The organism is Helicobacter canadensis MIT 98-5491 (assembly GCF_000162575.1).
Taxonomy (GTDB): Bacteria; Campylobacterota; Campylobacteria; order Campylobacterales; family Helicobacteraceae; genus Helicobacter_D; species Helicobacter_D canadensis.
Genome location: NZ_CM000776.2, coordinates 910,906 through 935,609 on the forward strand (window position 1 = coordinate 910,906; position 24,704 = coordinate 935,609).

At 34.0% G+C, this 24,704-nt stretch carries 24 protein-coding genes, 1 tRNA gene and 1 other RNA gene; 14 read left to right on the plus strand and 12 right to left on the minus strand.

Annotation, left to right across the window (positions count from 1 at the left end):
• Positions 1 to 7: 7 nt before the first annotated feature.
• The 10 genes from HCAN_RS04620 to HCAN_RS04665 all read right to left on the minus strand — a co-directional run bounded on the left by HCAN_RS04620 (position 8) and on the right by HCAN_RS04665 (position 9,477).
• Complete coding sequence (locus tag HCAN_RS04620) at positions 8 to 259, minus strand: hypothetical protein (protein WP_006655588.1); 252 nt, start codon at positions 257 to 259, stop codon at positions 8 to 10.
• Positions 246 to 626, minus strand: coding sequence for a flagellar export chaperone FliS (fliS, locus tag HCAN_RS04625; RefSeq protein ID WP_006655589.1), 381 nt, complete (start codon positions 624 to 626; stop codon positions 246 to 248). Before fliS ends, HCAN_RS04620 begins: the two co-directional genes overlap by 14 nt.
• Before the next feature lie 20 nt (positions 627 to 646).
• Positions 647 to 2,716, minus strand: a complete 2,070-nt coding sequence (gene fliD, locus HCAN_RS04630; protein WP_006655590.1) for a flagellar filament capping protein FliD — start codon at positions 2,714 to 2,716, stop codon at positions 647 to 649.
• Positions 2,717 to 2,728: 12 nt separating this feature from the next.
• Positions 2,729 to 3,097, minus strand: coding sequence for a FlaG family protein (locus HCAN_RS04635; protein ID WP_006655591.1), 369 nt, complete (start codon positions 3,095 to 3,097; stop codon positions 2,729 to 2,731).
• Between the two features lie 74 nt (positions 3,098 to 3,171).
• Complete coding sequence (locus HCAN_RS04640) at positions 3,172 to 4,401, minus strand: murein hydrolase activator EnvC family protein (protein ID WP_006655592.1); 1,230 nt, start codon at positions 4,399 to 4,401, stop codon at positions 3,172 to 3,174.
• Between the two features lies 1 nt (position 4,402).
• A complete protein-coding gene (locus HCAN_RS04645; protein ID WP_006655593.1) occupies positions 4,403 to 5,209 on the minus strand; it encodes an FtsX-like permease family protein in 807 nt (268 codons plus the stop codon).
• Positions 5,196 to 5,864 carry a cell division ATP-binding protein FtsE gene (locus tag HCAN_RS04650; protein ID WP_006655594.1) on the minus strand — a complete coding sequence of 223 codons (669 nt, stop codon included), beginning with the start codon at positions 5,862 to 5,864 and terminating at the stop codon, positions 5,196 to 5,198. Before HCAN_RS04650 ends, HCAN_RS04645 begins: the two co-directional genes overlap by 14 nt.
• A 2-nt stretch (positions 5,865 to 5,866) precedes the next feature.
• On the minus strand, positions 5,867 to 7,096 hold the full coding sequence (gene trmB / locus HCAN_RS04655; protein WP_006655595.1) for a tRNA (guanosine(46)-N7)-methyltransferase TrmB: 1,230 nt from the start codon (positions 7,094 to 7,096) through the stop codon (positions 5,867 to 5,869).
• The gene (locus HCAN_RS04660) at positions 7,096 to 8,361 is read right to left on the minus strand and encodes a fibronectin type III domain-containing protein (RefSeq protein WP_006656850.1); all 1,266 of its coding nucleotides are present in this window, start codon (positions 8,359 to 8,361) and stop codon (positions 7,096 to 7,098) included. The genes trmB and HCAN_RS04660 overlap by 1 nt, the downstream gene beginning before the upstream one ends.
• Before the next feature lie 93 nt (positions 8,362 to 8,454).
• Positions 8,455 to 9,477 carry an RluA family pseudouridine synthase gene (locus tag HCAN_RS04665; RefSeq protein ID WP_231232547.1) on the minus strand — a complete coding sequence of 341 codons (1,023 nt, stop codon included), beginning with the start codon at positions 9,475 to 9,477 and terminating at the stop codon, positions 8,455 to 8,457.
• Positions 9,478 to 9,564: 87 nt separating this feature from the next.
• On the opposite strand from HCAN_RS04665, the gene HCAN_RS08120 reads away from it, so the two are divergent.
• The 9 genes from HCAN_RS08120 (at position 9,565) to HCAN_RS04705 (ending at position 16,536) form a co-directional block, all read left to right on the plus strand.
• Positions 9,565 to 10,683: an FtsW/RodA/SpoVE family cell cycle protein gene (locus HCAN_RS08120; RefSeq protein ID WP_006655598.1), complete on the plus strand. Its 1,119-nt coding sequence runs from the start codon at positions 9,565 to 9,567 to the stop codon at positions 10,681 to 10,683.
• Positions 10,674 to 10,750, plus strand: a tRNA-Ile gene (locus tag HCAN_RS04670). The genes HCAN_RS08120 and HCAN_RS04670 overlap by 10 nt, the downstream gene beginning before the upstream one ends.
• Positions 10,751 to 10,781: 31 nt before the next feature.
• Positions 10,782 to 11,003 (plus strand): cation transporter, encoded by a 222-nt coding sequence (locus tag HCAN_RS04675; protein WP_006655599.1) that lies wholly within the window; start codon positions 10,782 to 10,784, stop codon positions 11,001 to 11,003.
• 15 nt (positions 11,004 to 11,018) lie between these two features.
• The gene (locus HCAN_RS04680) at positions 11,019 to 11,846 is read left to right on the plus strand and encodes a DnaJ domain-containing protein (RefSeq protein WP_006655600.1); all 828 of its coding nucleotides are present in this window, start codon (positions 11,019 to 11,021) and stop codon (positions 11,844 to 11,846) included.
• Entirely contained in the window at positions 11,836 to 13,749 is a 1,914-nt protein-coding gene (gene ciaB, locus HCAN_RS04685; protein WP_006656851.1) for an invasion protein CiaB, read from the plus strand. Before HCAN_RS04680 ends, ciaB begins: the two co-directional genes overlap by 11 nt.
• Entirely contained in the window at positions 13,736 to 14,563 is an 828-nt protein-coding gene (locus HCAN_RS04690; RefSeq protein WP_006656852.1) for a CheR family methyltransferase, read from the plus strand. The genes ciaB and HCAN_RS04690 overlap by 14 nt, the downstream gene beginning before the upstream one ends.
• Position 14,564: 1 nt before the next feature.
• Positions 14,565 to 15,218 (plus strand): CheB methylesterase domain-containing protein, encoded by a 654-nt coding sequence (locus tag HCAN_RS04695; RefSeq protein WP_006655603.1) that lies wholly within the window; start codon positions 14,565 to 14,567, stop codon positions 15,216 to 15,218.
• Positions 15,218 to 15,805 carry a YigZ family protein gene (locus HCAN_RS04700; protein WP_006655604.1) on the plus strand — a complete coding sequence of 196 codons (588 nt, stop codon included), beginning with the start codon at positions 15,218 to 15,220 and terminating at the stop codon, positions 15,803 to 15,805. Before HCAN_RS04695 ends, HCAN_RS04700 begins: the two co-directional genes overlap by 1 nt.
• Entirely contained in the window at positions 15,805 to 16,536 is a 732-nt protein-coding gene (locus tag HCAN_RS04705; protein ID WP_006656853.1) for a hypothetical protein, read from the plus strand. Before HCAN_RS04700 ends, HCAN_RS04705 begins: the two co-directional genes overlap by 1 nt.
• A 59-nt stretch (positions 16,537 to 16,595) precedes the next feature.
• On the opposite strand, the gene ssrA is transcribed toward HCAN_RS04705, so the two are convergent.
• Positions 16,596 to 16,968: a transfer-messenger RNA gene (gene ssrA, locus HCAN_RS08125) on the minus strand.
• Between the two features lie 109 nt (positions 16,969 to 17,077).
• Between ssrA and panB the strand changes: the two genes are divergently transcribed.
• A complete protein-coding gene (panB, locus tag HCAN_RS04710; RefSeq protein ID WP_006655606.1) occupies positions 17,078 to 17,884 on the plus strand; it encodes a 3-methyl-2-oxobutanoate hydroxymethyltransferase in 807 nt (268 codons plus the stop codon).
• Between the two features lie 9 nt (positions 17,885 to 17,893).
• Positions 17,894 to 18,895, plus strand: coding sequence for a Holliday junction branch migration DNA helicase RuvB (ruvB, locus tag HCAN_RS04715; RefSeq protein ID WP_006655607.1), 1,002 nt, complete (start codon positions 17,894 to 17,896; stop codon positions 18,893 to 18,895).
• A gap of 75 nt (positions 18,896 to 18,970) precedes the next feature.
• Here the strand turns inward: ruvB and flgL are convergent, their stop codons facing one another.
• A complete protein-coding gene (gene flgL / locus HCAN_RS04720) occupies positions 18,971 to 21,595 on the minus strand; it encodes a flagellar hook-associated protein FlgL (RefSeq protein WP_006655608.1) in 2,625 nt (874 codons plus the stop codon).
• Positions 21,596 to 21,784: 189 nt separating this feature from the next.
• Here flgL and aspS point away from each other — a divergent pair, with 189 nt between their 5' ends.
• From aspS to ppa, 3 genes are read left to right on the plus strand one after another with little or no spacing between them, the layout of a single operon-like run.
• Entirely contained in the window at positions 21,785 to 23,536 is a 1,752-nt protein-coding gene (aspS, locus tag HCAN_RS04725) for an aspartate--tRNA ligase (RefSeq protein WP_006655609.1), read from the plus strand.
• A gap of 9 nt (positions 23,537 to 23,545) precedes the next feature.
• Positions 23,546 to 24,118 carry an adenylate kinase gene (locus HCAN_RS04730; RefSeq protein WP_006655610.1) on the plus strand — a complete coding sequence of 191 codons (573 nt, stop codon included), beginning with the start codon at positions 23,546 to 23,548 and terminating at the stop codon, positions 24,116 to 24,118.
• Between the two features lie 10 nt (positions 24,119 to 24,128).
• Positions 24,129 to 24,650, plus strand: coding sequence for an inorganic diphosphatase (gene ppa / locus HCAN_RS04735; RefSeq protein ID WP_006655611.1), 522 nt, complete (start codon positions 24,129 to 24,131; stop codon positions 24,648 to 24,650).
• Positions 24,651 to 24,704: the final 54 nt, after the last annotated feature.

Consider the following 24,704-nt stretch of genomic DNA (forward strand, 5'->3'; position numbering starts at 1 on the left):
CAAAGAATTAAAAAGATAAATTAAGTTTTTGCACTCTTTCTTGTTTAGGTAAGAAATTTTTAGTTTGCTTGAGTTTTCGCATTTCTTCAGCAAGTTTAGCTTTTTGAGCGCGTGCGTATTCTCCAATTTGCTCTAAAACCGCTAAAGCCTCAAACATTTCATCGCGAGTTTTTAAAACAGGAGTATTTGCCATTAATTCTGTAATTTTTGCATCATTTCTATTGAGATATGCTACTTTAAGTTCATTAAGCCAATTCATTTTGATTCACCTCTTTCCATGCTTCAAGTAAGCCTTTAGCGACCTTGATAACAATGTCAATTTTTTCTTTACTATTTTCCATATTTGCTTGGGTTAAAAGTTTAATTTGATGAGTGTAAAGCCCCGTTAGATAATGGGCAACTTGCCCACCTTTTTCATAATCCAAAGAATTGAGAAGTTCTACAAAAATATCTGTTGTGCGATTGATATAATAAATTTTCTTCTCAATATCATTTGCATCAATACATCTTTTTGCCATTGAAGCAAAACGCAAAATGCCCTCATAAAGCATCTCAACTAATTTTGCTGGTGATTCGACAGCAACAGAGTTTTGTTGATAAGAACTATAAGCCAAATTACCTTTCATTATCTAACCTTTAAACTTTTTTAAGAATTCATCGATTGATTGATGAGTTGTGTTATGGTGTTGGAAGATTGCTGCATTTGCGCGATCATTTGATCATAAGCCGACCATCGTTCAGCCATAATATCATATTTATTATCAATGGATTCTTGAGTAGAGGTTTTGTCATCATTGAGCGTTTTTTGCTCATTAACGAGTGTTGATTCTAGAATCTTTAGAGTAGAATTGCTACCTGTAATAAGAGAATCCATTGTATTTCTAAGCTGTGTGAAAACTCCATCAATCTCGACACTTTCGCCTTTGACTGTTTTGGTAGAGCTTCTAAAAAACTCTACGGCTGCATCTGGATCTTCTTTGAAAGCAGTATTAAAAGTGTCTTCTTCAAAAGTGAGTGTCCCATCTTCATTCATATAGACTCCATATTTAATGAGGCTATTTCCATTTGCATCAGTGGAGTTGATAATAGAATTAAGTTGTCTTGTGATGCTTCTAATCTCACTATTTCCATTGAAAACCCCAGCAATCTCGGTTTCTTCATCGTATTTAGTTAGTTCTTGAAGCTTGTTATACATTTCATTGTAGCTTTCTACAAAGGCTTTCATTTCTTCAGCGATTCCCTCATCGTCTCTAGCAATTCTTACAATTACATCTTTTCCTGTTTCGGTTACAGAAGTTAATTCTAAAGACAATCCAGAAACAATATCATCAATACTGTTTGTATCTCTTTCAATTGGGATACCATTGTAAGTGAGTTTAGCATCTTGTGCTTTTTGGATATTGGTAATGTCCATTTTATCTAAAAAGCTTTTGCTAGAAGTGTAAGATCCCGCTGTTAAACCAATGGAATCTAAGACTTTTTGCTGTGCAGATGCATCAGCTCCCTTAGCGGCAATATTGATAGTTTGCCCATTATTAGAATTGAGCGTAAGAGTTCCTTTGGTAGAATCTCCACTAGCGGTGATTCCTGCCTTCTGTAAATCCGCATCATTATTAATGGCATCCATAATGGAAGTAAAGTTTTGTTCGGCGGTATTACCTGCTTTTGTTAAATTGCTTAAATCAAACTCTTTTCCATTGATTGTGAAAATTCCATTTAGAGCACCTGCTGTAATTTTCATATCCACAAGACCTGTATCGCTACCGACAGATTTTTTGGAAAATCCTAGGTCCGTGGCTGTTTCGCTCGTTCCATTTGAAGCTTGGAATTTAACATCTTTTACATTGACATTAATTGCTCCTCCTGAAGAATCATTGAGCATAATGCCTTTGCCACTGCTATTTAAGCCAATAGTGATTTCGCCACTATCGACCTTATCTTTAAGGGTTGGATTTTTTTCTATTTCTTTATTAATCGCTTCAACGATTAATTTTGCATTATCTTCAGCGGTATTTCCGTAATCGCTTCCGATGTTTTTCATATCAACACTAATTGTTTGTCCGCCAATTTCAATCTCAAGCGTTCCTTGAGTGATTTTACCCCCTGGAGCAGCGGCACTTTCTAGGGTGCTACCAAAATAGACTTTGTTGTCTGCACCAGAATTTTTGGATTGAATCATTAATTGATAAGGGTTGTCGCCCCCTGTTTTCATAATGATTCCCATTACCTCTCCATTGGTTGCATCTGTGATGCTTTGTGCAACATCTGAGAGAGTCATACCTGCTTTGATATCAATGCTATAGTTTGTTCCATTGTGATAAAAATCTAAAGTTGTGTTTTCATTGCTAAAAACACTATCTCTTGAGGCGAATTTCAATCCAACTTGATTGACATCATTTTGTGCAAGTTGGGAAACATTGATTGTAATGTCTTGAATAGCTAAACCATCTCCGGCAGTTGCTTTGACACCATTGCCATCTACACTTGCTTGTCTCCTTTGGTAGGTGCTATAATCAGATAGATTTTTAAAGCTTGTATTGAGTGAAGTCATCATGGTTAGCAATGAAGTAAGCTCGGTTTGCTGCTCCATATTTTTTTCAATTTTTTTAGTGATTGGGTCGATTTGATTGCTTACATCAAGATCTTTCATTTGTTCGATAACATCCCAAGTAAGGTTACTTGAGATTCCTAATACAGATTGTGTTCCTAGTGCCATACTCTCTCCTTTTTAGGCTTGTTTATCAAAAATCATTCCCACAATTTCTTTCATCTTTGCCATAAGCTGCATTGCCTCATCGCTTGGAATCTTGCGAATTAAGCGATTAGTGTCTTTTTCGCTTACGGTAATGTATAACCCCTCAATATCTTCGCTAAAATTAAAAGCGATACTGGTGTTTAAAGGGCTTAATTCTTTATTAAGCTGTTGAGCTAATTCATTAAGCTTTTGTTTTTGCTCTTCAGTATTGCCTTTTTCTTCTTGAGTTTGCAACCTTTGTTGTTGAATCTCTGAAGAACTTGTTTGACTTGTGTTATTTCCTTGCTGATAAGGATTTATTTGCATACTAGCAACATTCATTCCACTTTCTGCAATATTCATCTTAAACCTCCTTGTTGATAGATGAAATTATTTTAAAAGTATATCGGATATTTTACAAAAAAATGTAGCAAAAATTATAAATTTTTTTCAGAAATTAATTCTAGCGGATCGATATGTTTGTCTTTTAGGGTTACTTCAAATTTCAATGTATTATTAATTCTGCCTATGGTGTAACCCTTTTTAACAACACTTCCTGGTTTTATGGTGGGGGCGATTTTATCAAGTTGTGCATAAATAGTGTGCATATTGTTTTGATGCTCGATAATTACGACTTTTTTAAGAATTGGAGTGTCTTTAGCAAAAACAACTTTCCCATCTAAAACGCTTTTGACTTTATCATCTCCGGTGCTTATAAGTGTAATTGATTCATTGAAGACTTTCATTTTATATACAGGATCATAGTAAGGACCAAAACGCTTATCAATCTTGAAATCATCTAAAGGCGCAATGGTTTTAGCGCCTTTATATTTGGTGGTGCTAATATTATGGTAGGAACTAGCAACTTGTCGCACATCAAAATCATTTTGGGTATTTTTAGGGGTTGAAGTATCTTTGCTTTTTGCTAATTCTTCGCGTTTTTTACGCTTTTCTTCTTCTTGGCTTTTTAGAATATTGAGCTGCACTAGAATCTCTTGTAAGCTATCGCGCTCTTTTGTGATTTGTTGAAGTTCTTGATTGTATTTATCAATTTCTTTTTGATAGGTTTCAAGCACTCTTTTTTGTTTGGTTTGCAAGTCTTTTAGATGTGCTCTTTTTTTGTTTTCTGAATCAATAAAGCTTTGTAATTGAACGATTTCTTTTTGTAGGGTTTGCAAGTCTTGTATAATTTGAGTTTGTTGTTGGCTTAGATTGGTGAGTTCTTTTTTGGTTGTGTTGTTTAAAACTTTAAAGCTTTCTTCTGTAACTAAGTCTTTAATTGATTCTGGTTGAAAGTCATTGAGTAAAATCGCAAAAGAAATATCTTTAGCTACCAAATCAATGATGGCAAGTTCGATATTTTTACGCTTTTGATAGAACGATTCTTGCTTTAATGAGAGAGTTTTGATGAGTGTTTCTTTTTTGGAGTATTCTTGTTGATTTTTGGAAATATTTTTCTCGCTTTCTTTGATGATATTTTCTATTGTATTAAGCTCTTCTTTTTGCTTATTGACTTCCTTGCCTAGTTCTTGAAGTTTTTGATTGACTTGTTCTTCTTTTTTCTTTTGATTTTCTAGTGCGGTTTTGTTTTTTGAAATTTTTTGATTAATTTCTTGGTTGGCTTGGAGTTGGATTAGGCATAATAGGATAAGAAAAAATCGTAGCATATTAATCCCTTTGTTGCAAACTCACAATCCAAACTGCAATTAGTGAGACGCTTAAACCAACAAGCAATAAAACAATGGAATCATAAAAAGGAGAGAATATGACAGAATCTAGACCTAATTCCTGCATGAAAATAAGGAGCATTGGGTTTTGAGAAAGATAAAATAATCCAACACAGACTAGGGCAGTGGCAATAATGGTATCTAAACAAGCAAGGCGAAAAAGGATTTGTGATCGCATCCATAAAGGCGCACCAAGTAAAGTCATAATTTCCATTCGCTCTAAATGCTGGAATTTCCAAATTTCAATTTGTTTAAACATTAAAAGTAAGCTAATAAGTGCAATTAAACTTGAAAAGATTATCACACTGCTATTAATAATTAAAAGAAGTTGATAGATTTGGCTGTGGCTTTTTGTAAAAGTTTCAATGCGTATGATTCCATCAATAGATTTCAAAGTTTTGTCAATAACTTCTAAGCGAGAAGTGCTAGGGTAAGTATCAAGATTCAAAGAATAAAAATGGGGTAGAGTGTTTTTTAAAACAACGAGATTGGCTTGACTAATATTGTCTTTTAAGCGTTCTAAAATAACTTCTGAATCAATAGGTGTTAAAGTTTTGGCTTCAGAGATTTTTTCTTTTAAATCCTGTAGTTTTAATTCTTTAAGTGAAGCAAGAACAATGGCATAGTTTTTCCCAAGTTTGCTTTCATAATTATTAAGTGTGCGATGGACAAGCAAAATGCTCTCTAATGCAAAAAGAAGGGCAACTAATGGAATAATTAATGAGAGATGATTTTTAAGAGAGTTCATAAATCACTCCTTCTTCAATATGTAAATGGCGGTATCTTATTCCAAAAGTTTCTGGGATTCTGTGTGTTACAACAACAATGGTGATTCCTAGTTGTTCATTCACGCCTTTTAATAAACTCCAAATTACTTCGCTAGAATAGTCATCAAGATTACCTGTTGGTTCATCTGCAAGAATCAAAAGTGGATTATGGGAAAGTGCCCTTGCCATAGCTACTCTTTGCTGTTCTCCACCACTTAATTCTAATGGGTATTTATTGCCTTTGTGTGAAAGTTTGATATGGGCAAGTAATCGATCAGTTTGGGCTTTGCAAGATTCTTTAGTAAAGCCTCCAATAATCATTGGAAGCATTACATTTTTTTCGACATTGAAATCCTTGATAAGCTTGTAATCTTGAAAGATGATTCCAAGGTGGCGGCGTAGGGTTTCTATATTTTTTTTACTTGCTTTAAGCATTTCCATTCCGCATACTTCTAGAGAGCCACTCTTGAGAGGTAAATCTCCATAAATGGAGCGAATCAAAGTGCTTTTACCGCTTCCACTAGGACCACTTATGAAGACAAATTCTTGAGGAAAAATATTAAAACTAGCGTTTTTAATAATCATTTCATCTTTGTAGCCTAGATTGATTCCTTCTGCTTTGATAATTGCATCCATTATTATTTAGCTTCCTTTGTAAAATTAGTTTGCAAAAGTTCTTTTAAAAGATGATGAGCTTGGTGATTAATCTTTGTTGGGAGTGGATTTTCCCTAAAATAATGCAGGGAAGAATCCTCTAAAATATAGCGTGTCTCTGGATAATTGAAATCTCCAAAAGAAATTTTAAATAATTTATGGTTTGGGGAGAGTAAGAGATCTTCTAAATGTAAAAAATAGCCCTCTTTGATAATTTTGCTTGGTTGAAAAGGAGTTTGAATCTGGCTTTTGTTTGGAAAATCAAAGTGATAATCTAGTGAGATTTGTGGGCTATTTTGGGTGGCAAAAAGCTCTAGATTGTAAATATCTTTTTTTTGTTTGAGCCACCTTGCTTCATATTTGCTAATGATGGTTTCTTGGGAGTTCTTGCTATGATTTAAAGTGAAATTAGGATTGCTAAGCGCTAAATTTTTTGCATAATTAAAATATTCCAAACTATCGGTGCGTAATTGCAAATGTCCTTGCGTTGTTAAGACTCTTGAGGCTTGGGAAAGAAAGGGGGTGCTAAAGATTCTTCTGTGAGGCTTTTTATCCCAAGGCACAGGAAAATGCACGAAAATTTTTTCAAGCACATTAGAAGGAAGAAGCTCCAAAAAAATACGCGCATCATAAGCTAAAATTAAGACATTTTTTAAATTATAGAGTTCAATTTGTCGTGCAACTTGCTCTAAAGAGGGATAATGGATTTCTAATCCAATATGAAGTATTTGTGGGTATTGTTTGGTATTATGTAAAAGATGTCTTCCGCTACCAAAACCAATTTCAAGCCATATTTTTGGGTTTTTTAAATCTTGGTTTGTAAGCAATGAATCAAAGTCTAGGAAATCTTCAATATGCTTAATAAAGGGAAGTTTGTTGGTATGAAGAGTGTTTTTGCTGTTTAAATTGTGGGTGTTAAGGGAATCTTGATGATTTGCTAGGATTTCTAAAGATTTTTTCATAATACCAATAGGAGCAATTTTTGAATTTTTATCGCATTTAACAATAGTTTCTTGCTTACTTTTTTTGATTTCTAAAAAAAAGTCTTTATTTTTAAGATGAGAATCTTTTGGAGTAAAATGCACTTGCAATAAAGAAAAATTGGGTTGATTGGTAGAAGTAAAAAGCTCCAAAAAGGAAAATTTCCCCTCTTTTGTTTCTAGGGAAAAGGGCAAGGCTGGAAGAGTGAGAGAGTGAGTTTTAAAATGTGGCATTATTGTGTGGGTAAGAAAAGCATAATTTCTTGTGTTTGTTTTGATTCTAAGCCATTAGCATCAACGGCACTAACGCGATAATAATATTTTTCTCCTGGAATGACTTCACGATCAATAAATTCCGGTGTTAAGACTTTATTATAACGCAAGGTTTCTCCAAAGAAACGCGAATCCTTTTTATAGACAATGTATTCTGTAGCACGATCATCTTGGGGTGTCCATCGTAAAACTGCAGAATCTCCTTCAATTTGTGCATAAGTAATCACTGGAGTGTTTGGAATCCCTAAAGTCATACCCATAATAGGTCCAACTTCAAGGCTTTCAATGCCATCTTTATCAGTGGCAGTGATTTTGTAGTAGTATTGTTTTCCATCATCTTTGATGGCGTCTTGATAAGTGTCGGTGTTGTTTGGAAGAGTAGCAAGCTTACTAAAAAAGCTTGATTCAAAGTTGGATCGGAAAAGGTTATATTGAGTTATTTCGGGATTTGGATGAAGATCCCATTTGAGTGTGATTTGTTTTGGAATATTGGTGGTGGCAGTGAAATTTGTAATAGGGGTTGGTTTTGGTTTTGTAGTGGCTTTAACACTTTTGGAAGGAAGCGAATAAGTTTTATTGGTATTGTAAGCAAAAACGCGATATTCATAAGAAGTGTTGTCTTCAAGTCCTATATCAAGATATTCTACAAGCAAACGACTATTAATATTTGCTAATTCACTCCATTGCCCATTTGGCTTTTTCTTTTCAATAACATAACCTATAACTCTTGTATCTTGGTGAGGATTCCAAATGATTTTGACTTTGCGTGGATAGTTGCTAATTGCCTCAACATAGTTAATTGCTTCAATAAATTGAGTTTTTGCACTAATAGGAGATGAAAATTGTGAAATATTTTTTTGTGCATCAAAAGAGGCAAATTGATAAAGATATTCGGTATTTGATTCAAGCTTATTATCCGCATAATGCGTAATAAATCGAGAATCTAAAGTGGCAATTTTGCTAAAACTTTGTTCATTCGGTTTTTTGCGATAGATATAATATCCTGCAATTTCTGGATTTTGAATGAGATTCCATTCAAAAGCAATAGTATTAACATCGCTAAGTGTGCGAATATTATCAGGTGGAGTGATATTTGGATTAATAGAAGGAGTAGAGCCAAAGTTGAGATTTGAACTACTGCAAGCACTAAAGAATATAAGAATAAAAAGAGATAAAATTTTCATTCTTAGAGAATCCATTTTAAAAGAATACGATAAAGTAATCATATAAAAAACCTTTTGAAATTTGTATATTTTATGTTAAGTTTCTTTATAAAAAAGTCTATCATAACATAAAAATACAAAAAAATACATTATATTTTAAGAAAGGTTTGAAGTTTGGAAATTTAGCCAATAAAGTTGTTCAAGCGGGATTTTAAAGTTTTTTGCAAAATTTTCATAGCTTTGTGAAGAGTAGAATTCTTGGTGCAAAAAAAGAAGCATATCTTCCCAAAGTGGAGCATAAATTTCTAGGCGTTGCTTGGTTGTAGGATGTGTGAGATAGACTAAGTGGGAATGTAAGAGTATTCTAGCAGTATAGTTTCCTTTATAACCATAAAAAACATCGCCTAAAATGTGCCGTTGTATTTTGCTAAGATGTGCACGAATTTGATGAGTTCTTCCGCTAAAAAGTTTAGCTCCAATGAGTTCTATTTTATCATTATTGATAATTTTAAAAAAGGCAGTTTTGGCTTCTTTGCTAAGGGGAGTATCTTTTGTGGTAGGAATATATTTGAGGCGATTTTTGGGGTGTCTTATGAGAGGGGCATCAATAAGGATATTTTGCTTGAGGGGTGAATCAATGACGCAAACATAATAACGCCCCATTTCTTTACTTTTAAGTTGTTGGCTTAAAATCTCGTGAGCGTAATTGTTCTTGGCAATTACTATTGCTCCACTAGTGGTCTTATCAAGACGATGGATAATGCCTTGTCTGTAAGAATCTCCTAGATTGGAGAGTGAAAAATTATTCTCTTGTAGCCAGTCTTGCAAGGTGTATTGAGAATCATCTTGGTGGGTTTGATGAACGATTAGATTAATGGGCTTATTGAGGATTAGTAAATCTTCATCTTCATATAAAATGGGGATATTAAGGTGATTGGGTTTTGATTTTTCTTGTTTATTGGGTAGGGTTAGGATAATTTGATCGTTAAAATTAAGGGAAGTGCCATTTTTTTGAATAAAAACTCCATTGAGTGTAATTTGTTTTTCTTGGATTATTTTGCTGATTTGGTTTCTTGATAATCCTAACTTTTGAGTGAGAAATTTATCAAGACGCATTTTTGTTTCTTCTTGTTGCACATAAAATGTCAATGAGTGATTCTCTCTTTGTTTCTCTTGCAATTTTTATTCTCTCTTTTTATGGGAAATTATGTTAAAATTAAACATTAGTTTCAATGATTTATAATTTAGTTTTTATGGAATTGACTTTTGAGATTTAATAAGAATATTTTATCATCTTTTGATTTCACTTTACCTTTATTGGTAATTCCTCTTGTATTGTTATCGTGGTTTTTAATTAATGAAAATAATGCTTTTTTGGGCGATAAAGTTTTGATTTATGTCTTTGTTGGCATTTTGGTGTTTGTGGTGACTTTTTTATTGCCTATTAAGCGTATGTCGTGGGCTATTGTGATATTTTATTGGATTAATATTGTTTTGCTTGTGGCAGTGGATTTTTTTGGTGATGTGCGACTTGGTGCGCAGCGATGGCTTGAGATTCCTTTTGTGCATTTTACTTTTCAACCTTCTGAGACAATGAAACCTGCTTTAATTTTGATGTTAGCACATTTAATTGCCAAGAATCCTCCTAAAGGAGGGGGTTATAAATTTTTTAGTTTTCTTAAGTTTTCTTGGTATATTTTGTTGCCTTTTGTGTTGATTTTAAAGCAACCTGATTTAGGGACAGCACTTGTGCTTTTGATTATGGGTTTTGGAGTTTTATTTTTGATTGGAGTGAATTATAAGATATGGCTTACTCTGCTTGTCGGATTTTGCCTACTTTCTCCTATTTTGTATGCTAATTTACACGATTATCAAAAAAAGCGTATTGAAGATTTTATCTCTAAAGAACCAGATTATCAGGTGCGACAATCTATTATCGCAGTTGGTGCAGGTGGGCTTGATGGCAAAGAAAAGGAAGAAGCCACACAGACGATTTATCGCTTTTTGCCTATTGCTACGAGTGATTTTATTTTTCCTTATTTTGCAGAACGCTTTGGATTTTTGGGAATTATAGGGTTGTTTATTTTGTATGCTTTTCTTATTTTTCATATTTTTAGTATGGGAAGCATTGATGCAAAAGATTATTTTTTAAGAGTTATTGCTTATTGTGCGGGATTGCTTGTTTTTGTTTATTCGGGTGTGAATATAGCAATGACAATTGGTTTAGCACCAGTTGTAGGTATTCCATTGCCACTTTTTAGTTATGGTGGTAGTAGTTTTATTACCTTTATGATACTTTTTGGGCTTTTGGAGCATTTACTTGCTTTTAAGAATAATTTTGTATATAATTACGCTTCCAAAAATTTTTTAAAGAAGGGTCCTTAGCTCAGCTGGTTAGAGCACTCGGCTCATAACCGATTGGTCATAGGTTCAAGTCCTATAGGACCCACCACTTACTATCTTTCATTCTTTAGGAATACTCTATGAAAATCCAATGTGTTAATATTAAATGTCAAGGCTGTGTTAATAAAATTCAAGAATCTTTAGGTCAAAAATACCCTAGTTTAAGAGTTGATATTCCCTCTCAAAGTGTAGAAGTTGAAGCTAGCGAAGAAGAGCTTAAAGAGATTAAAACTAAATTGCAAGAATTAGGATTTTTAACTAGTGAAGGTATAATGGGAAAAATAAAGGGATTTTTTAAATAATTTTCAAGGAATAAAATGGAAATTTTATTATTAATTACTATTGTTATTATTGCAGTTGCGTTTATTAATTTTAAAGATTATTTATCTAATCCTCATAAACGCCCACAGATACAAGATTCTAATAACACTTTTAATGAGGAATTTCAAAGCTATGAAGATCCCTATAAAACTTTAAGCAAAGAAGAAAAAATTAGAAAAAGTGAATATGGGATTATGGTTAGTTTGATGTCTAAATTAGCACAAAGCGATGGAAAGGTTTGTGAATTAGAAGAAGAACTAATGGAAAACACAATTGAAGATATTGCTCAAGCTATTCTTTTGCAAAGTGCAATGAATCAAAAGCAAGAGATTTTAGAGATTTTGCATACTATTTTTAGAAATACAACAGAAGATGTTGAAACATTGAGTTTAGCTTATGCAGAACTCACTAAAGGGCAGTATAAAAGCCGCTTGAAGCTTGTAGAATATTTATTGAGTTTAGCTTATGCAGATGGAATTTTGGGTGAAAAAGAGCGTGAGGTTATTTTAGATGTCGCGGCTTATTTGGAAATCCAAAATGATGATTTTAATGCCTTGTATGATTCTTTTGTAGAGTTTTATTCTAGGGAGTTGGTGTATCAGGATTATAAAGAAGCCTGTGCTACTTTAGGTGTTAGCGAAGATTCGGATATGGAAACTATCAAAAAGGCTTATAAGGATTTAGTGCGTCAATATCATCCTGATATTTTGCACCATAAGGGATTAGAAGAATCTATTATCAAAAATTACACAGAAAAATTGCAAAAAATTAATGCAGCTTATGAAGTGATTAAGAAGCATAAAAAGGAACAAGGTGGAGAATAAAATCCTTTTAGATATTGCTACGCTTTATCGCTATTTAGAAGAAGAAAATAGAAAAACCAATGGTTTGTATGAAAGCATTAAAAGCGATATTCCAATATTTTTAAAGCCTATTTTTAAAAAAATGCCTGTTAATCAAGAAACTTTGTTGGCGTTAATTGATAGGGTGGTCGCCTTAAAAGAAGGTGCTTTGTTGAACGTTTTAAATAAACTTCAATTTAAAGAAGAAGAGATTTTAGAAATTCGCACTTTAATGTTGCGTATTACAGAAGATTTTTATGTAAAAAGACATCAAAAGCTTTTAGAGTTTGTTAAAGATAGGAATCTTCTAACACCTTTTTTAAGGGAATTGTTAGTAAGTGTTCATCAAGTGGGCTTAGTTTTTAATAGTTTTTTTATAAACTGGCAAGAAAAGTTGATTTTGGGAATCAATAAAGATTTGAGCCAAAAATTTAATAATGATTTACCTAGCATTCTTGAAGCCCTAAAGAGTGCTCAAGAAATTTCGCAAAATGGCGAAGTAAGTGATAGAAGTTATTCGGTTCCTGTATTAAAAGAAGGTAAATATGAAGCAATGGCTTATGCGGATTTTTTTAAAGGGGAATTTGAAACATTTCAAGCCACTTTTGAAAAAATGCTTTTAAACCTTGAATCCATTCCTGAAGTTTGCCCAAAATTTGAGCAAAAAGATTCTTATCTAGCATATTTTAAAGCATTGCAAAAAGCCTTGATGCAAAAAGATACCACAAAGCTCTTAGAATCTTGGCGTGATGTGGATAAAGCTTGGATGAAAATCACAACGCCTTTGCAAGTGGGACATCCTTTGGAGTATTATGAAGATCATTATAGAAAAGCAGTAGCTCCAGAGTGGGATTTAAGAATTGCTAGAATCTACGAAGGAAAAGATTTGCTTGATTTGGATTCTACCAATGAAGTTAGCAAAGAAGCATTTATGGAGTTTTATTCTCAATATACAGCAAAAATGCCGCAAACTTCCTATAAAAAGGAAATTGATTTTTGTGTTCAAGAATCTTTGGCAAAAACTCAAAGTTATGGTGGGCAGCCTTTGTTGTTTTATGGTGCAGAGTTAAATGGTTTGTTTAGTGCGCAAGTTGTGCCAAATGATGAAAGTGTGAGTTCTCAATATGGCAAAAAGATTTTTTATTTTCCAGATAGAGTATGGGAGATTTCTTGTGCTAAGCCTTTTATGCTTTTAAGTCGCAAAACTTTTCCAGAGAAATTTTTAGATTTTAATCGAGAAATGCTTTATTTTCGCAAAAAGGATTGGTATAAAGTCTATGAAATTTCTACTATAGGGCATGAATTTGGGCATATTTTGTGGGTAAGTTTGGATAGTGAATTGCAGATCAATAAAAGTGGGCAATTTAAAAATATTGAAGAGTTTAAAGCTACAATGGGTGGTTTAGCTTATTATTTTGTTGCTAAGAATCAACCACTTTTAAAAGAGCTTGTTTTTAATATGATTTCAAGAGCAGTTGGGTTAATGGCTTGGAAAAAAGAAGATGAGGTTTTGCCCTATTATTGTGAGGGATTGATACATCTTGATATTCTTTTTAGTTCTGAGATTTTAGAATATGTTGGAAATTTTGAATCGGTGGCTTTAAAGATTTATGAAGAAAGAATACCTCAATTAGTTGAAAGGTATTTGCAGGTTTATGATGAGCTTATTAAAATCTATTTAAATAAGGCAGATGCTTTGGAATTTTTATCAAAGTATACTTTAAAGGATGCAGAAGGGTATTTTATGCCTTTAAGAGAAGAAGTTTATACTTTTGTTAGAGATTATTATGAGCAATATAATGCCATAGGACAAGTAGTGGATCATTTAAGCATTGCAGAATGGAAAGAAAATTATTTAAAAGGAAAAAAAATTGCCACTTATTAGCAGTAACGAAATCAATAAAGCACGAGATTTAATCTATGAGATTGCTGGGATTCATTTACCAAGCAATAAAGATTCTACAATTAAAAATCGCCTTGATAAGTTGGTGCGTGATTTGGGGATACAAAATTTTGATGATTTTTTTATGCAACTTAAGGCAGGACGATTTAAACAAGAATTTATTAATAGCTTTACCACTAATAAAACAGATTTTTTCCGTGAGGGATTTCATTTTTTGGATATGGTTAATCGAATTTTGCCTCATCGATTCAAAGAAAGCGAACCTATTAAAGTGTATTGTTCGGCAAGTTCTACAGGAGAAGAGCCTTATTCTATTGCTGCGACTTTACTTTATGCAAAGGAGATTTACCATTCTAAAACCCCAGTAAGTTTATTGGCGACAGATATTGATACTTCGGTTTTGGAGTTTGCCAAAAGGGGTAAATATATCGTGGATACTTTTTTAAATCCTCTTCCTACTTGGTTAGAATTAAAAGATTTTTTTGATATTATGCCAAAAAGTCAAAGGGAAATTTCTATGGAAGCTAAGCCAAGTTTAAAAAATATTATCAATTTTAAGCAACATAATTTATATGCCAAGACTTACCCTTTTGGGAAAAATGAATTTGATATTATTTTTTGTCGCAATGTTTTGATTTATTTTAAAGTGAGCGATCAAGAGGAAATTTTACAGAAGCTTTTTAATTGTCTGAAGGTTGGTGGAACCCTTTATTTAGGGCATTCTGAAAGTATTTTAGGGTTGGCTCCTAAAGTTGATCGGTTAGGACAGAATACCTTTATTAAAATAAAGGATTAATATGGTTAATCGCAATGAAAAATATCATCCTGATTTGATCTTAAAATCCAATCCCTATAAAAGCGAAGGGAAGAAACTTATTGCCATTGGAGCAAGCACAGGAGGAGTAGAAGCAATTGCAAAGATTGTTCAAATGCTTCCTTCTAATTTGCCACCTATTGTTATTACTCAACATATTCCAGAAGGTTTTTCAACCTCCTTTGCCAATCGCCTTAATCGTCTTGCCTCACTTGAAGTTTTTGAAGCAAATGAAAAAATGCTTTTGCAAAACTCTTGTGCTTATCTTGCACCAGGAGGCAAACATTTACTTCTAGATAAAATTGGCAATGATTATTTTGTAAAAAGTATTGATGGAGAAAGAATTTCTCGTCATAAGCCAAGTGTAGATGTGATGTTTCGCAGTGTTAATAATGTTGTTGGTAAAAATGCGTTGGCAATTATTATGACAGGAATGGGTGATGATGGTAGCATCGGAATTAAAGAGCTTTATGACAATGGAGCTTATACAATTGCACAAGATGAAAGTAGTTGTGTTGTGTTTGGAATGCCTAAACAGGCAATTGCTAGGGGTGCAGTGTGTGAAGTGGTTGGGCTAGACGAAATTCCAGAGAAGATTATACAATTTTCGCAAGGAAATCTTAAAAGAGGAAAATAGTGGAGTTGTATTATCCTACAGAAGTTGCACAAAGCACTTTTGAAGTAAAAGGTTCGCAATTTCTCTCCTTTCTTATCCCTATTGAACATTATGAAAGCTTCCTTAAAGAGGCAAAGGCTAAGCATACTAAAGCGGTGCATTTTGTAACTGCTAGTCGTTTTTTTAATGCACAATCTCAAATTGTTGAGTCTTTTAGTGATGATGGTGAGCCAAAAGGCACTTCAGGAATGCCAACATTAAAAGTATTAAGGGGCTATGACTTAATAGAGTGCGCATTGCTTAGTGTGCGATATTTTGGTGGAACATTACTGGGAACAGGTGGATTGGTTCGTGCCTATACGCAAGGGGCAAAAGGAGCAATTTTGCAAGCACAAATGCAAAATATTCTTAAAGCTTATATCCCTCAATCCAAAGAAACACTTTTTGTCGCTTTTTCGCTATTAGCACAAGTGGAATATTTAGCTAAAAAAATGGAAGTAAAAATTCTCAAAAAGGAATTTTTAGATAAGGGTGTAAAACTAGAGATTCAAGCGTATAAAGATTATTTGAGTGCTTTTGTTTTGAAAGTGGAGAGTTTAAGTTTTTGATGCTTGTTAGATGTATTCTTATTTTATTTTGCAGTGTTATGCTTTTTGGGGTAGAAGAAACTAAAATATCTAATTATCTTCAAAAAGAGATTCACCCTCAAAATCCTTTTAATAGTTATAAAAAAATCGGTGATATGTTTGGGGTTCCTTTGCCTGTGATTGAAGAAAAAACTCCCAAATATTATAAACAACCATTCTATAAAGAAAAAGAAGAAGTTAAAAGCCTTGTTGATGAAAATGCTAAATGGGATACTTATAGTTTAAGTCATAAATTTTTTAACTCGGCACTAAAAGCTACTTCTCCTATTTTTAGTCAGCAACTTAATAGCTTAGTGGGGGTTTATATACCCAAGGTAGAATTTAAAGTAAATCTTAATTCTTATGTTTCTCGTGATGACCAAAATATAGGCGGTGATTTAAATCTTAATTTGCCAATTTTGGAATATAAAAAATCTTCTTTGTTGTTAATGGGTGGTTTTACTAGAGATCCTCAAACGCTTGATTGGAGTGAAAAATATGGCATAAAACATCAAATTAAAGGTGTTTTATTACAGAATCTTGTTTTGATGCAATCAGTGATGCAAAATAATGAAGTTATGAATGAACAAACTTGGAATTATGGTGTAGAGTATTCACCTTTTAAATCCATTAAGCTTTATTTGCAAAGGGAGAATAATAAGATTCAAGAGGATAATACAAAAGCAGGAATACAATATAAGTTCTTATTTTGATTTTTTAGTATTGGCAAGCAATTTGAGACTATTATAATTGGGAATAATGAGAATAAAAATGGTGGAGCTGTGGGGAATCAAACCCCAGTCCGAAAACTAGACCAACACAGCTGATATACATACTTCCTTGGGTTTAGAATCTTTCTTGCCTATAAAAACTCCCAAAAATCTATAAACAAGGCAACCTTTTTTGACTTAAATTTTGCTTTAGGTGTGCAAAACCGCATCTAGCAGAAATGATGCTTTTAGAAAATAGCTAGAATCTTAACTAAAAACAGCTCCAAAAGAGTCGATAAACTTACGCAACTTTAGCGTAAGCAGGAGCGTAATTTGAATTGTTTGCGTTTATATTTAAGAGCCAGTTTTACGACTTAGCACAAGTCGGTATGCAACTAGAGCTATCTAACTCCCGTCGAAATTCATGTCAGCCCCAAAGTTTGAAATTCTATTGCTATTTTAATAAATTGTCAAGTTTTTATCAAAGAAAAATTAATGTAAAAATATAGTAGAATTTGTTTTTAAATTATTTTTGGGGCAGAAAATGAGTATTCAATCTACCATAAAGCAAACAACAATTACACAGATATTAGAGAAAAAAAACAAAGAAAAAATCACAATGATTACGGCCTATGACGCACTTTTTGCAGGAATTTTTGATAGTGAAGTGGATATGATACTTGTGGGTGATAGTTTGCATATGAGTTTTTTTGGTGCAAAGGATACCTTAGGCATTAGTCTTGATGCAATGATTTATCATACAAAGGCGGTGTGTAATGGTGCTAAAGAGAGTCTTGTAGTGTGTGATATGCCCTTTGGAAGTGTGGCTACTCCAGAGATAGCCTTGCAAGGGGCGATTAGAGTCTATAAAGAAACCAATGCGCAAGCGGTTAAAATTGAGGGTGGAGCTGAAATGTATGAGACAATTAAAAAGCTTGTTGAAAATGGAATTGCAGTGGTAGGGCATATTGGATTAAAACCTCAATTAGTAAGAAGCGAAGGGGGCTATAAGGTCAAGGGTAAGAATGAAAAAGAAGCTCAAGGGCTTTTGTGTGATGCAATTAAACTCCAAGAAGCAGGTGCTTTTTGTCTTGTTTTAGAAGGAGTGAGAAGTGAAGTGGGACAAGTAATAGCGCAAAATTTAAAGATACCAGTTATTGGTATTGGGAGTGGAGTAAATGTTGATGGACAAGTGCTTGTATGGAGTGATATGCTAGGATTTTTTGAAGCTTTTAAGCCAAAATTTGTGCGGCAATATTTAGAGGGAGCAAGGCTTGTTAGAGAAGCAGTGCAGCAGTATGTAAGAGATGTAAAAAGTGGAGATTTTCCTAAAATGAACGAGAGTTATTGAGGGGAAAATTTGGAAAGAATTGTTGAAATTGAAAAAATGGAATTGGAGGGTGATGAGGAAGTCAAGCTCCGCCCAAGCGATTGGGATGATTATATAGGGCAAGAAAAACTTAAAAGGAATTTGAAAGTCTTTATTGAAGCGGCTAAAAAGCGTGGAGATGTCTTAGATCATTTATTGCTTTTTGGACCCCCAGGGCTTGGTAAAACGACTTTAGCTCATATTATTAGCGGTGAGATGAATGCTCCAATTAAAGTTACGGCTGCACCAATGATTGAAAAAGCAGGTGATTTAGCGGCTATTTTAACTAATCTAAGTGAGGGGGAGATACTTTTTATTGATGAGATTCATAGATTATCTCCTGCTATTGAAGAGATTTTGTATCCTGCAATGGAAGATTTTAGATTAGATATTATTATCGGTAGCGGTCCTGCAGCCCAAACGGTAAAGATTGATTTGCCTCGTTTTACGCTTATTGGAGCGACAACAAGAGCTGGGATGATTAGTAATCCATTACGCGATAGGTTTGGAATGCAGTTTCGAATGCAGTTTTATGAAAAAGAAGAATTGGCTAGAATCGTGCAAATTGCTTCAATTAAGTTGCAAAAAGAATGTTCTAATGAAGGGGCATTAGAGATTGCTAAGCGTTCGCGTGGCACACCTAGAATCGCCTTGCGTTTGTTGAAACGCGTAAGGGATTTTGCTGAAGTAGCAGAGGAAGAAATCATTACAAAAGAACGCACCCAATATGCTTTAAATGAGCTTGGAGTTAATGAATATGGCTTTGATGAATTGGATTTGCGTTTTTTGAAGATTATTTGCGAGAGTAGGGGGCGTCCTATTGGGCTTAGCACACTTGCTGCGGCAATGAGCGAAGATGAGGGGACTGTTGAAGATGTTATTGAGCCTTATTTATTGGTAAATGGATTCTTAGAACGCACTGCTAGGGGTAGAATCGCTACTCAAAAAACCTATGAATTATTTTCCTTTAGAAATGTAGGGAGTTTATTTTAAGCTTGATAATTAAAAAATTAAAGGGTAGGGTCAAGTGGAAAGTGACCCTATTACATAAAATATTAAAGTTTTTTGTTAAATGTAATTTACTAGCGAGAGTTGTGAGATTTTGCCAATAGAAGAGAGCATTGCTTGATAGTTTAAAGATAGGGTAGAAAATTGCAAATATGCTTCTGCAAAATCAGTGTCAATTGTTTCAGAACGCAAGGTTTTAACTTGCACGATAAGTGATTCAGTGCGTTCAATAGAGTATTCAAATGAATTGCCTTGTGCCCCATTTTTAGTGTGTGCTTTATTGACATGATCGGCTAGATGATCAAACACTAAAAGTGCGTTTTGGATACCAGGATTTCGCATACTATCATCATACTCATTGCTGCCTCCAGGTCTATAAGTGCCATCTTCTAGTGCTTGAATGATTGTATCAATTTGTTTGAAAAAATCCACATGTGGATCATCAGCAATAATGGCATTATTGGCTTGGAAAGTTAGTGCAGGGTGTCCTGTTGTATTTACTCTGCCATTAGCATCAAGAGCAAAGTTGCTACTTTGGTTATCATAAAGCATAAATTCCATTCTTGTAGGAGAATTATTAAGATCTTTGAGTTGCATTTGTCCGCTTGAATCAAGGCTAATAGAGACATTATTTTTAGCATTGCTAATGAGTGTTTCATAAGAAAGTTTTACATCTGGATTGTTGAAGTCTGCACCACCTTGAACAAAGATATTTTGCAAATCTGCTTGGCTTGAATTGGATAGATTCATTACAATACCTAGAGTATCGGCTAATTGTTGATAGGTAACTTCATCAGCAGGAGTTGCATCACCTGCAACTTGGGGTGGATTTCCATTGGGATTTAAGATAGGAATTGGAATATTGGCTATATTAACCCCATTAATTGTGGCAGGAGTTTCAATAATCATATTGGTTCCTGTATCGCTAAACTCTATTCTACCGCTAATTGGAGTTCCATTGACATCTTTGACTTCAAAGTTATAAATGTGCCCATCAAGTCCAACTCCTGAAACTTCTGAGAGTTTTGTGCTCATTGTAGCATATTCATTGGTATCGCGAACAATTTGTGAGACATTGGAGCTTAGAGTAGAACCTTCTTTACTAAAACCTACTCTATCGTATTCCACGCTATAATCATTGCGGAATCCATTGACATTATTACCTGCATTATCTTGAGCAGTAATGGTTAAGCTTAGGGAGCTTTCTCCTGTATAGGGTAGATTGTTTTGAGATTGATCGGGTGGAGTTTTTTGGGAAACATTATTGTCAATAATAGTAATTTTTCCATTGCTAAATTGCACTTCAACATTGGCACCTTGTTGATTGTTATACATTGTTTTGATAGAATCCATTAAATCTTGCACGGTGGAAGTTGGAGTGATAGTAAAAGTAGAATTTAAGTTATTGTTAGTTGGATTTTTGTCTGCATCATTGGCGGAGATTCCGCTTAAATCAAGTTGTGTAACGCCATCAGGAAAAATATCTGTTAGCAAAGTTGAAGTTTTTGCAATTTCATTATTATGATTCCTAAAAGTCGTTGGAATTGTGTGAAGTCTATGATCATTGTAGTCTTCTACAGAAGTGATTTGAGAATTTGAAAAACTACCCAAATAAGGACTTTGAACATAGGTATTCACCTTTACTCCGCTATTTAAGAGTGTATCAATATCTGCCGTGCCCACTCCATCTGGATTGGCAGGATCTTGATAGCTACTTGATACCATATAAAATTCAATATTAGATCGCCCTCCTGTGAGATCCTTTATTTCAATTTCTCCCCATTTATTAAGTGAAACTTCTACAACTTTGCTAGTTTCCGTGTTGCCAAATTCTTTTCCGATTCTATCAAGTAGATCTTGCACTTTGACGGCTTGATCTTTGTCGTTATAAGCTACTTCCATAGAAAATTTTGATTTAAAGGCTGTCCCATCTGGTCTGCGACCTGTAATATAGAAAACTTCGGGACCATTGTTGCTAGGATCAGAATCATTATCGCCCACTAAATCGCGTAAGGTATCTTCAGCAGTAATATAAACTTCTTCGCTATTTCCCGTTGGATGATTTGGATCCATAATTTGAGGGTTTAAAGCACTTTGATTAAACTTTGGGACATTGGTTGAGATAATGCGATTAGTATCATTATCGGAACCGAAGAATAGTTCATAACCTGTTATATTATAGGTTACAGAGTTGCTGGAGCTAAGAAGGGCATTAAGTGTTGCATTGTTTCCATTATAGCTACCATCGCTATTAAAAGGCTTAGAAGTTGTTGCGGTTCCTGCAAAGATAAATTCTCCACCAATGGAAGTATTAGCAATGGATAAAAAGTGATCGCGAAGGGATTGTAGATCTTGAGCGATAGCTAGACGTGAAGTTTCGCTATGAATATCATTAGCACCTTGGACGAGTTTGCTTTTAAAATTATCCATATTTTTGACTAATTCACTCAAAGCAGTATCGGTGTGTCGTGTAAAAGTGAGTGCGTTATTGGCAAGTTCTTTGCTTTGGGTTAAAGTTGTGAGATTGTAGTCTAATTCAAGTGTTTTATTGAAGATACTACTATCTTGATAGCCATATTGAATCTTTAAGCCATTCATTTGGGCTAAGATTCCATTTAAGCCATTTTGTGTTCTTCCTTGATAATATTGCAACATTGTATAGCTAGAGTTTGTCCCTATTCTCATTAGCATTCCTTATTTTGTTTTAAAATTTTTGAGATTATTGAAGCAAAAATTATTCCTTTTTTAGTAGAAGAGTTGTTGATATTAAAAAAGAATATTCATAGATTTAAATTTAATCGTTTTAAATAATATATTATTACTTTTTTGATAAAATCTGCTTTTTGGTAACAATAAAATTTAGGAGCAAGCGTTTTGAGAAGCCATTATTGCACAGGTTTAGATGAAAAAGATATTGGTAAAGAAGTAACTTTATGTGGTTGGTGTAACACTTATCGGGATCACGGCGGAATCATTTTTATTGATTTGCGCGATAGAAGTGGGATAGTGCAACTTGTTTTTGATCCAAAGGATTCACAACAGGCTCATAAAATCGCAAGTGAAGTGCGAGATGAGTATGTGCTTGTCGCAAAAGGAAAGGTAAGAAAAAGAGGCGAGGGTTTAGAAAATCCAAAACTCAAAACTGGAAAAATTGAAGTTTTGATTGATGAGTTAAACATTGAAAATAAAAGCTTAACCCCACCTATTGCGGTAGGTGATGAGAGTGTGGGCGAAGATGTGAGATTGAAATATCGCTATTTAGATTTGCGTAATCCGCGTTTGCAAGAAATCTTTATCACAAGAAGCAAGGTTGCTCAAGCTGTGAGAAATTCTTTAAGCCATTTAGGATTTTTAGAGATTGAAACTCCGATTTTGACTAAAGCTACTCCAGAGGGTGCGAGGGATTATCTTGTGCCAAGCCGTGTGCATCACGGAGAATTTTATGCATTACCACAAAGCCCACAACTTTTTAAACAACTTTTAATGGTGAGTGGATTTGATAAATATTTTCAAATTGCAAAATGCTTTAGGGATGAAGATTTAAGGTTAGATAGACAACCTGAATTTACGCAGATTGATATTGAAATGAGCTTTTGTGAGCAAAAAGATGTGATAGGAGTTGCAGAAGAAGTTTTAAAATCTATTTTTGCAGCCTGTGGCATTAGTATTCAAATGCCTTTTCCGCATTATACTTATAATGAAGTTATGGAGAAGTATGGTAGCGATAAGCCAGATTTGCGTTATGAATTACCGCTTGTGGAAGTAGGGGATTTGTTTATTGATTCAACTAATGAAATTTTTGCTACCATTGCTAAAGATTCTAAGAAAAACCGATTTAAAGCACTTTGTGTTAAAGGTGGGGATAATTTCTTCAGTCGAAAAACTTTGGGTGAAGCCGAAGAGTTTGTAAGAAAGTTTGGTGCAAAAGGCTTAGCGTATTTGCAAATCAAAGAAGAAGGAATCAAAGGACCTTTGGTTAAATTTATCAAAGAAGAGAATCTTAAAACCTTATTAGATCGTGTTGGTGCTAGTGTGGGTGATATTATATTCTTTGGTGCAGGAGCTAAAAAAGTTGTTTGGGATTATATGGGGCGTTTGCGTCAAAAAGTCGCTAGTGATATGGGAATGATTGATGAGAGTGTTTATCAATTCCTGTGGGTAGTGGATTTCCCTATGTTTGAACGCAACGATGATGGCAGTATCTCTGCTTTGCATCATCCTTTCACAATGCCAAAGAATCTAGAAGTGCAAGATATTGAAGAGATTAATTCAGTGGCGTATGATGTGGTGTTAAATGGTTTTGAGATTGGTGGTGGAAGTATTAGAATCCACAAACAAGAGATTCAAAGCAAAGTGTTTGAGCTTTTGGGAATCAGCCAAAAAGAAGCACAAGACAAGTTTAGCTTTTTGCTTGAAGCGTTACAATTTGGAGCGCCACCACACGGAGGAATCGCCTTTGGTTTAGATAGAATTATTATGTTGCTTTGCAAAGCACATTCTATTCGCGATGTTATTGCATTCCCTAAAACACAAAAAGCAACTTGTCCGCTTACAGAAGCTCCAAGTCCTGCTAATGAAGAGCAATTAAGAGAATTACACATTAAAGTAAGAGAAACCAAAAAGTAAGGAGAATTTATGAAGAAATTATTTTTAGTGATTGGTGCGCCAGGAAGTGGTAAGACCACAGATGCAGAAATTATTAGCAAAAATAATAGTGATTCTATGGTACATTATTCTACAGGTGAATTATTACGCGCTGAAATTGCAAGTGGAAGTGAACTAGGGAAGCTCATTGATAGTTTTACTAGCAAAGGGAATCTTGTTCCTTTGGATATTGTGGTTAAAACCATTGTGGATGCCATTTCTAATGCACCTAAAGATATTGTAATTATTGATGGTTATCCACGCAGTGTTGAACAAATGCAAGAGTTAGATAAGATTTTAGCACAAAAACAAGAAATCATTTTAGAGAGCGTGATTGAAGTTGAAGTGAGTGAAAAAGTCGCTTGTGATAGAGTGCTTGGTAGGGCTAGAGGTGCAGATGATAGTGTTGAGGTATTTCATAATCGAATGAAAGTGTATTTAGAGCCTTTGGCAGAGATTCAGAAATTTTATACAAGCAAGGGCATTTTGCATAAAATTAATGGGGAAAGAACCATTGAAGAAATTGTAAGCGAAATGGAAAATTTTATTAAAAGTAAAAATTAAAGGAGAAAATATGGATTTAAGTAAAATTGAAGTAGGAAGTAATCCCGATAAATTAAATGTTGTGATTGAGATTCCTTATGGAAGTAATATTAAATATGAAATTGATAAAGATAGTGGTGCGGTCGTTGTTGATAGAGTGATGTATAGTGCGATGTTTTATCCTGCAAATTACGGGTTTGTGCCAAATACTTTAAGTGATGATGGTGATCCCGCAGATGTCTTGGTGATCAATGAATATCCTTTGCAAGCTGGAAGTGTGATTAAAGCACGATTAATTGGTGTTTTGATTATGGAAGATGAAAGTGGAATGGATGAAAAATTGATCGCTGTGCCAATTTCAAAGATTGATCCAAGATATGATAACATTAAATCACTAGAAGATTTACCAAAAATTACACTTGATAGAATCAAGAATTTTTTTGAAACTTATAAAATGCTAGAGCCAAATAAATGGGTAAAAGTTAAAGAATATCGCGATTTAGAGAGTGCTAAGGGGATTTTAGATAAGGCAATTGCAAATTATAAATCATAATAAATTAAAAAATTTGTTTCAAAAAGTAATTTTTATAGTTGCAAAATTAGGATT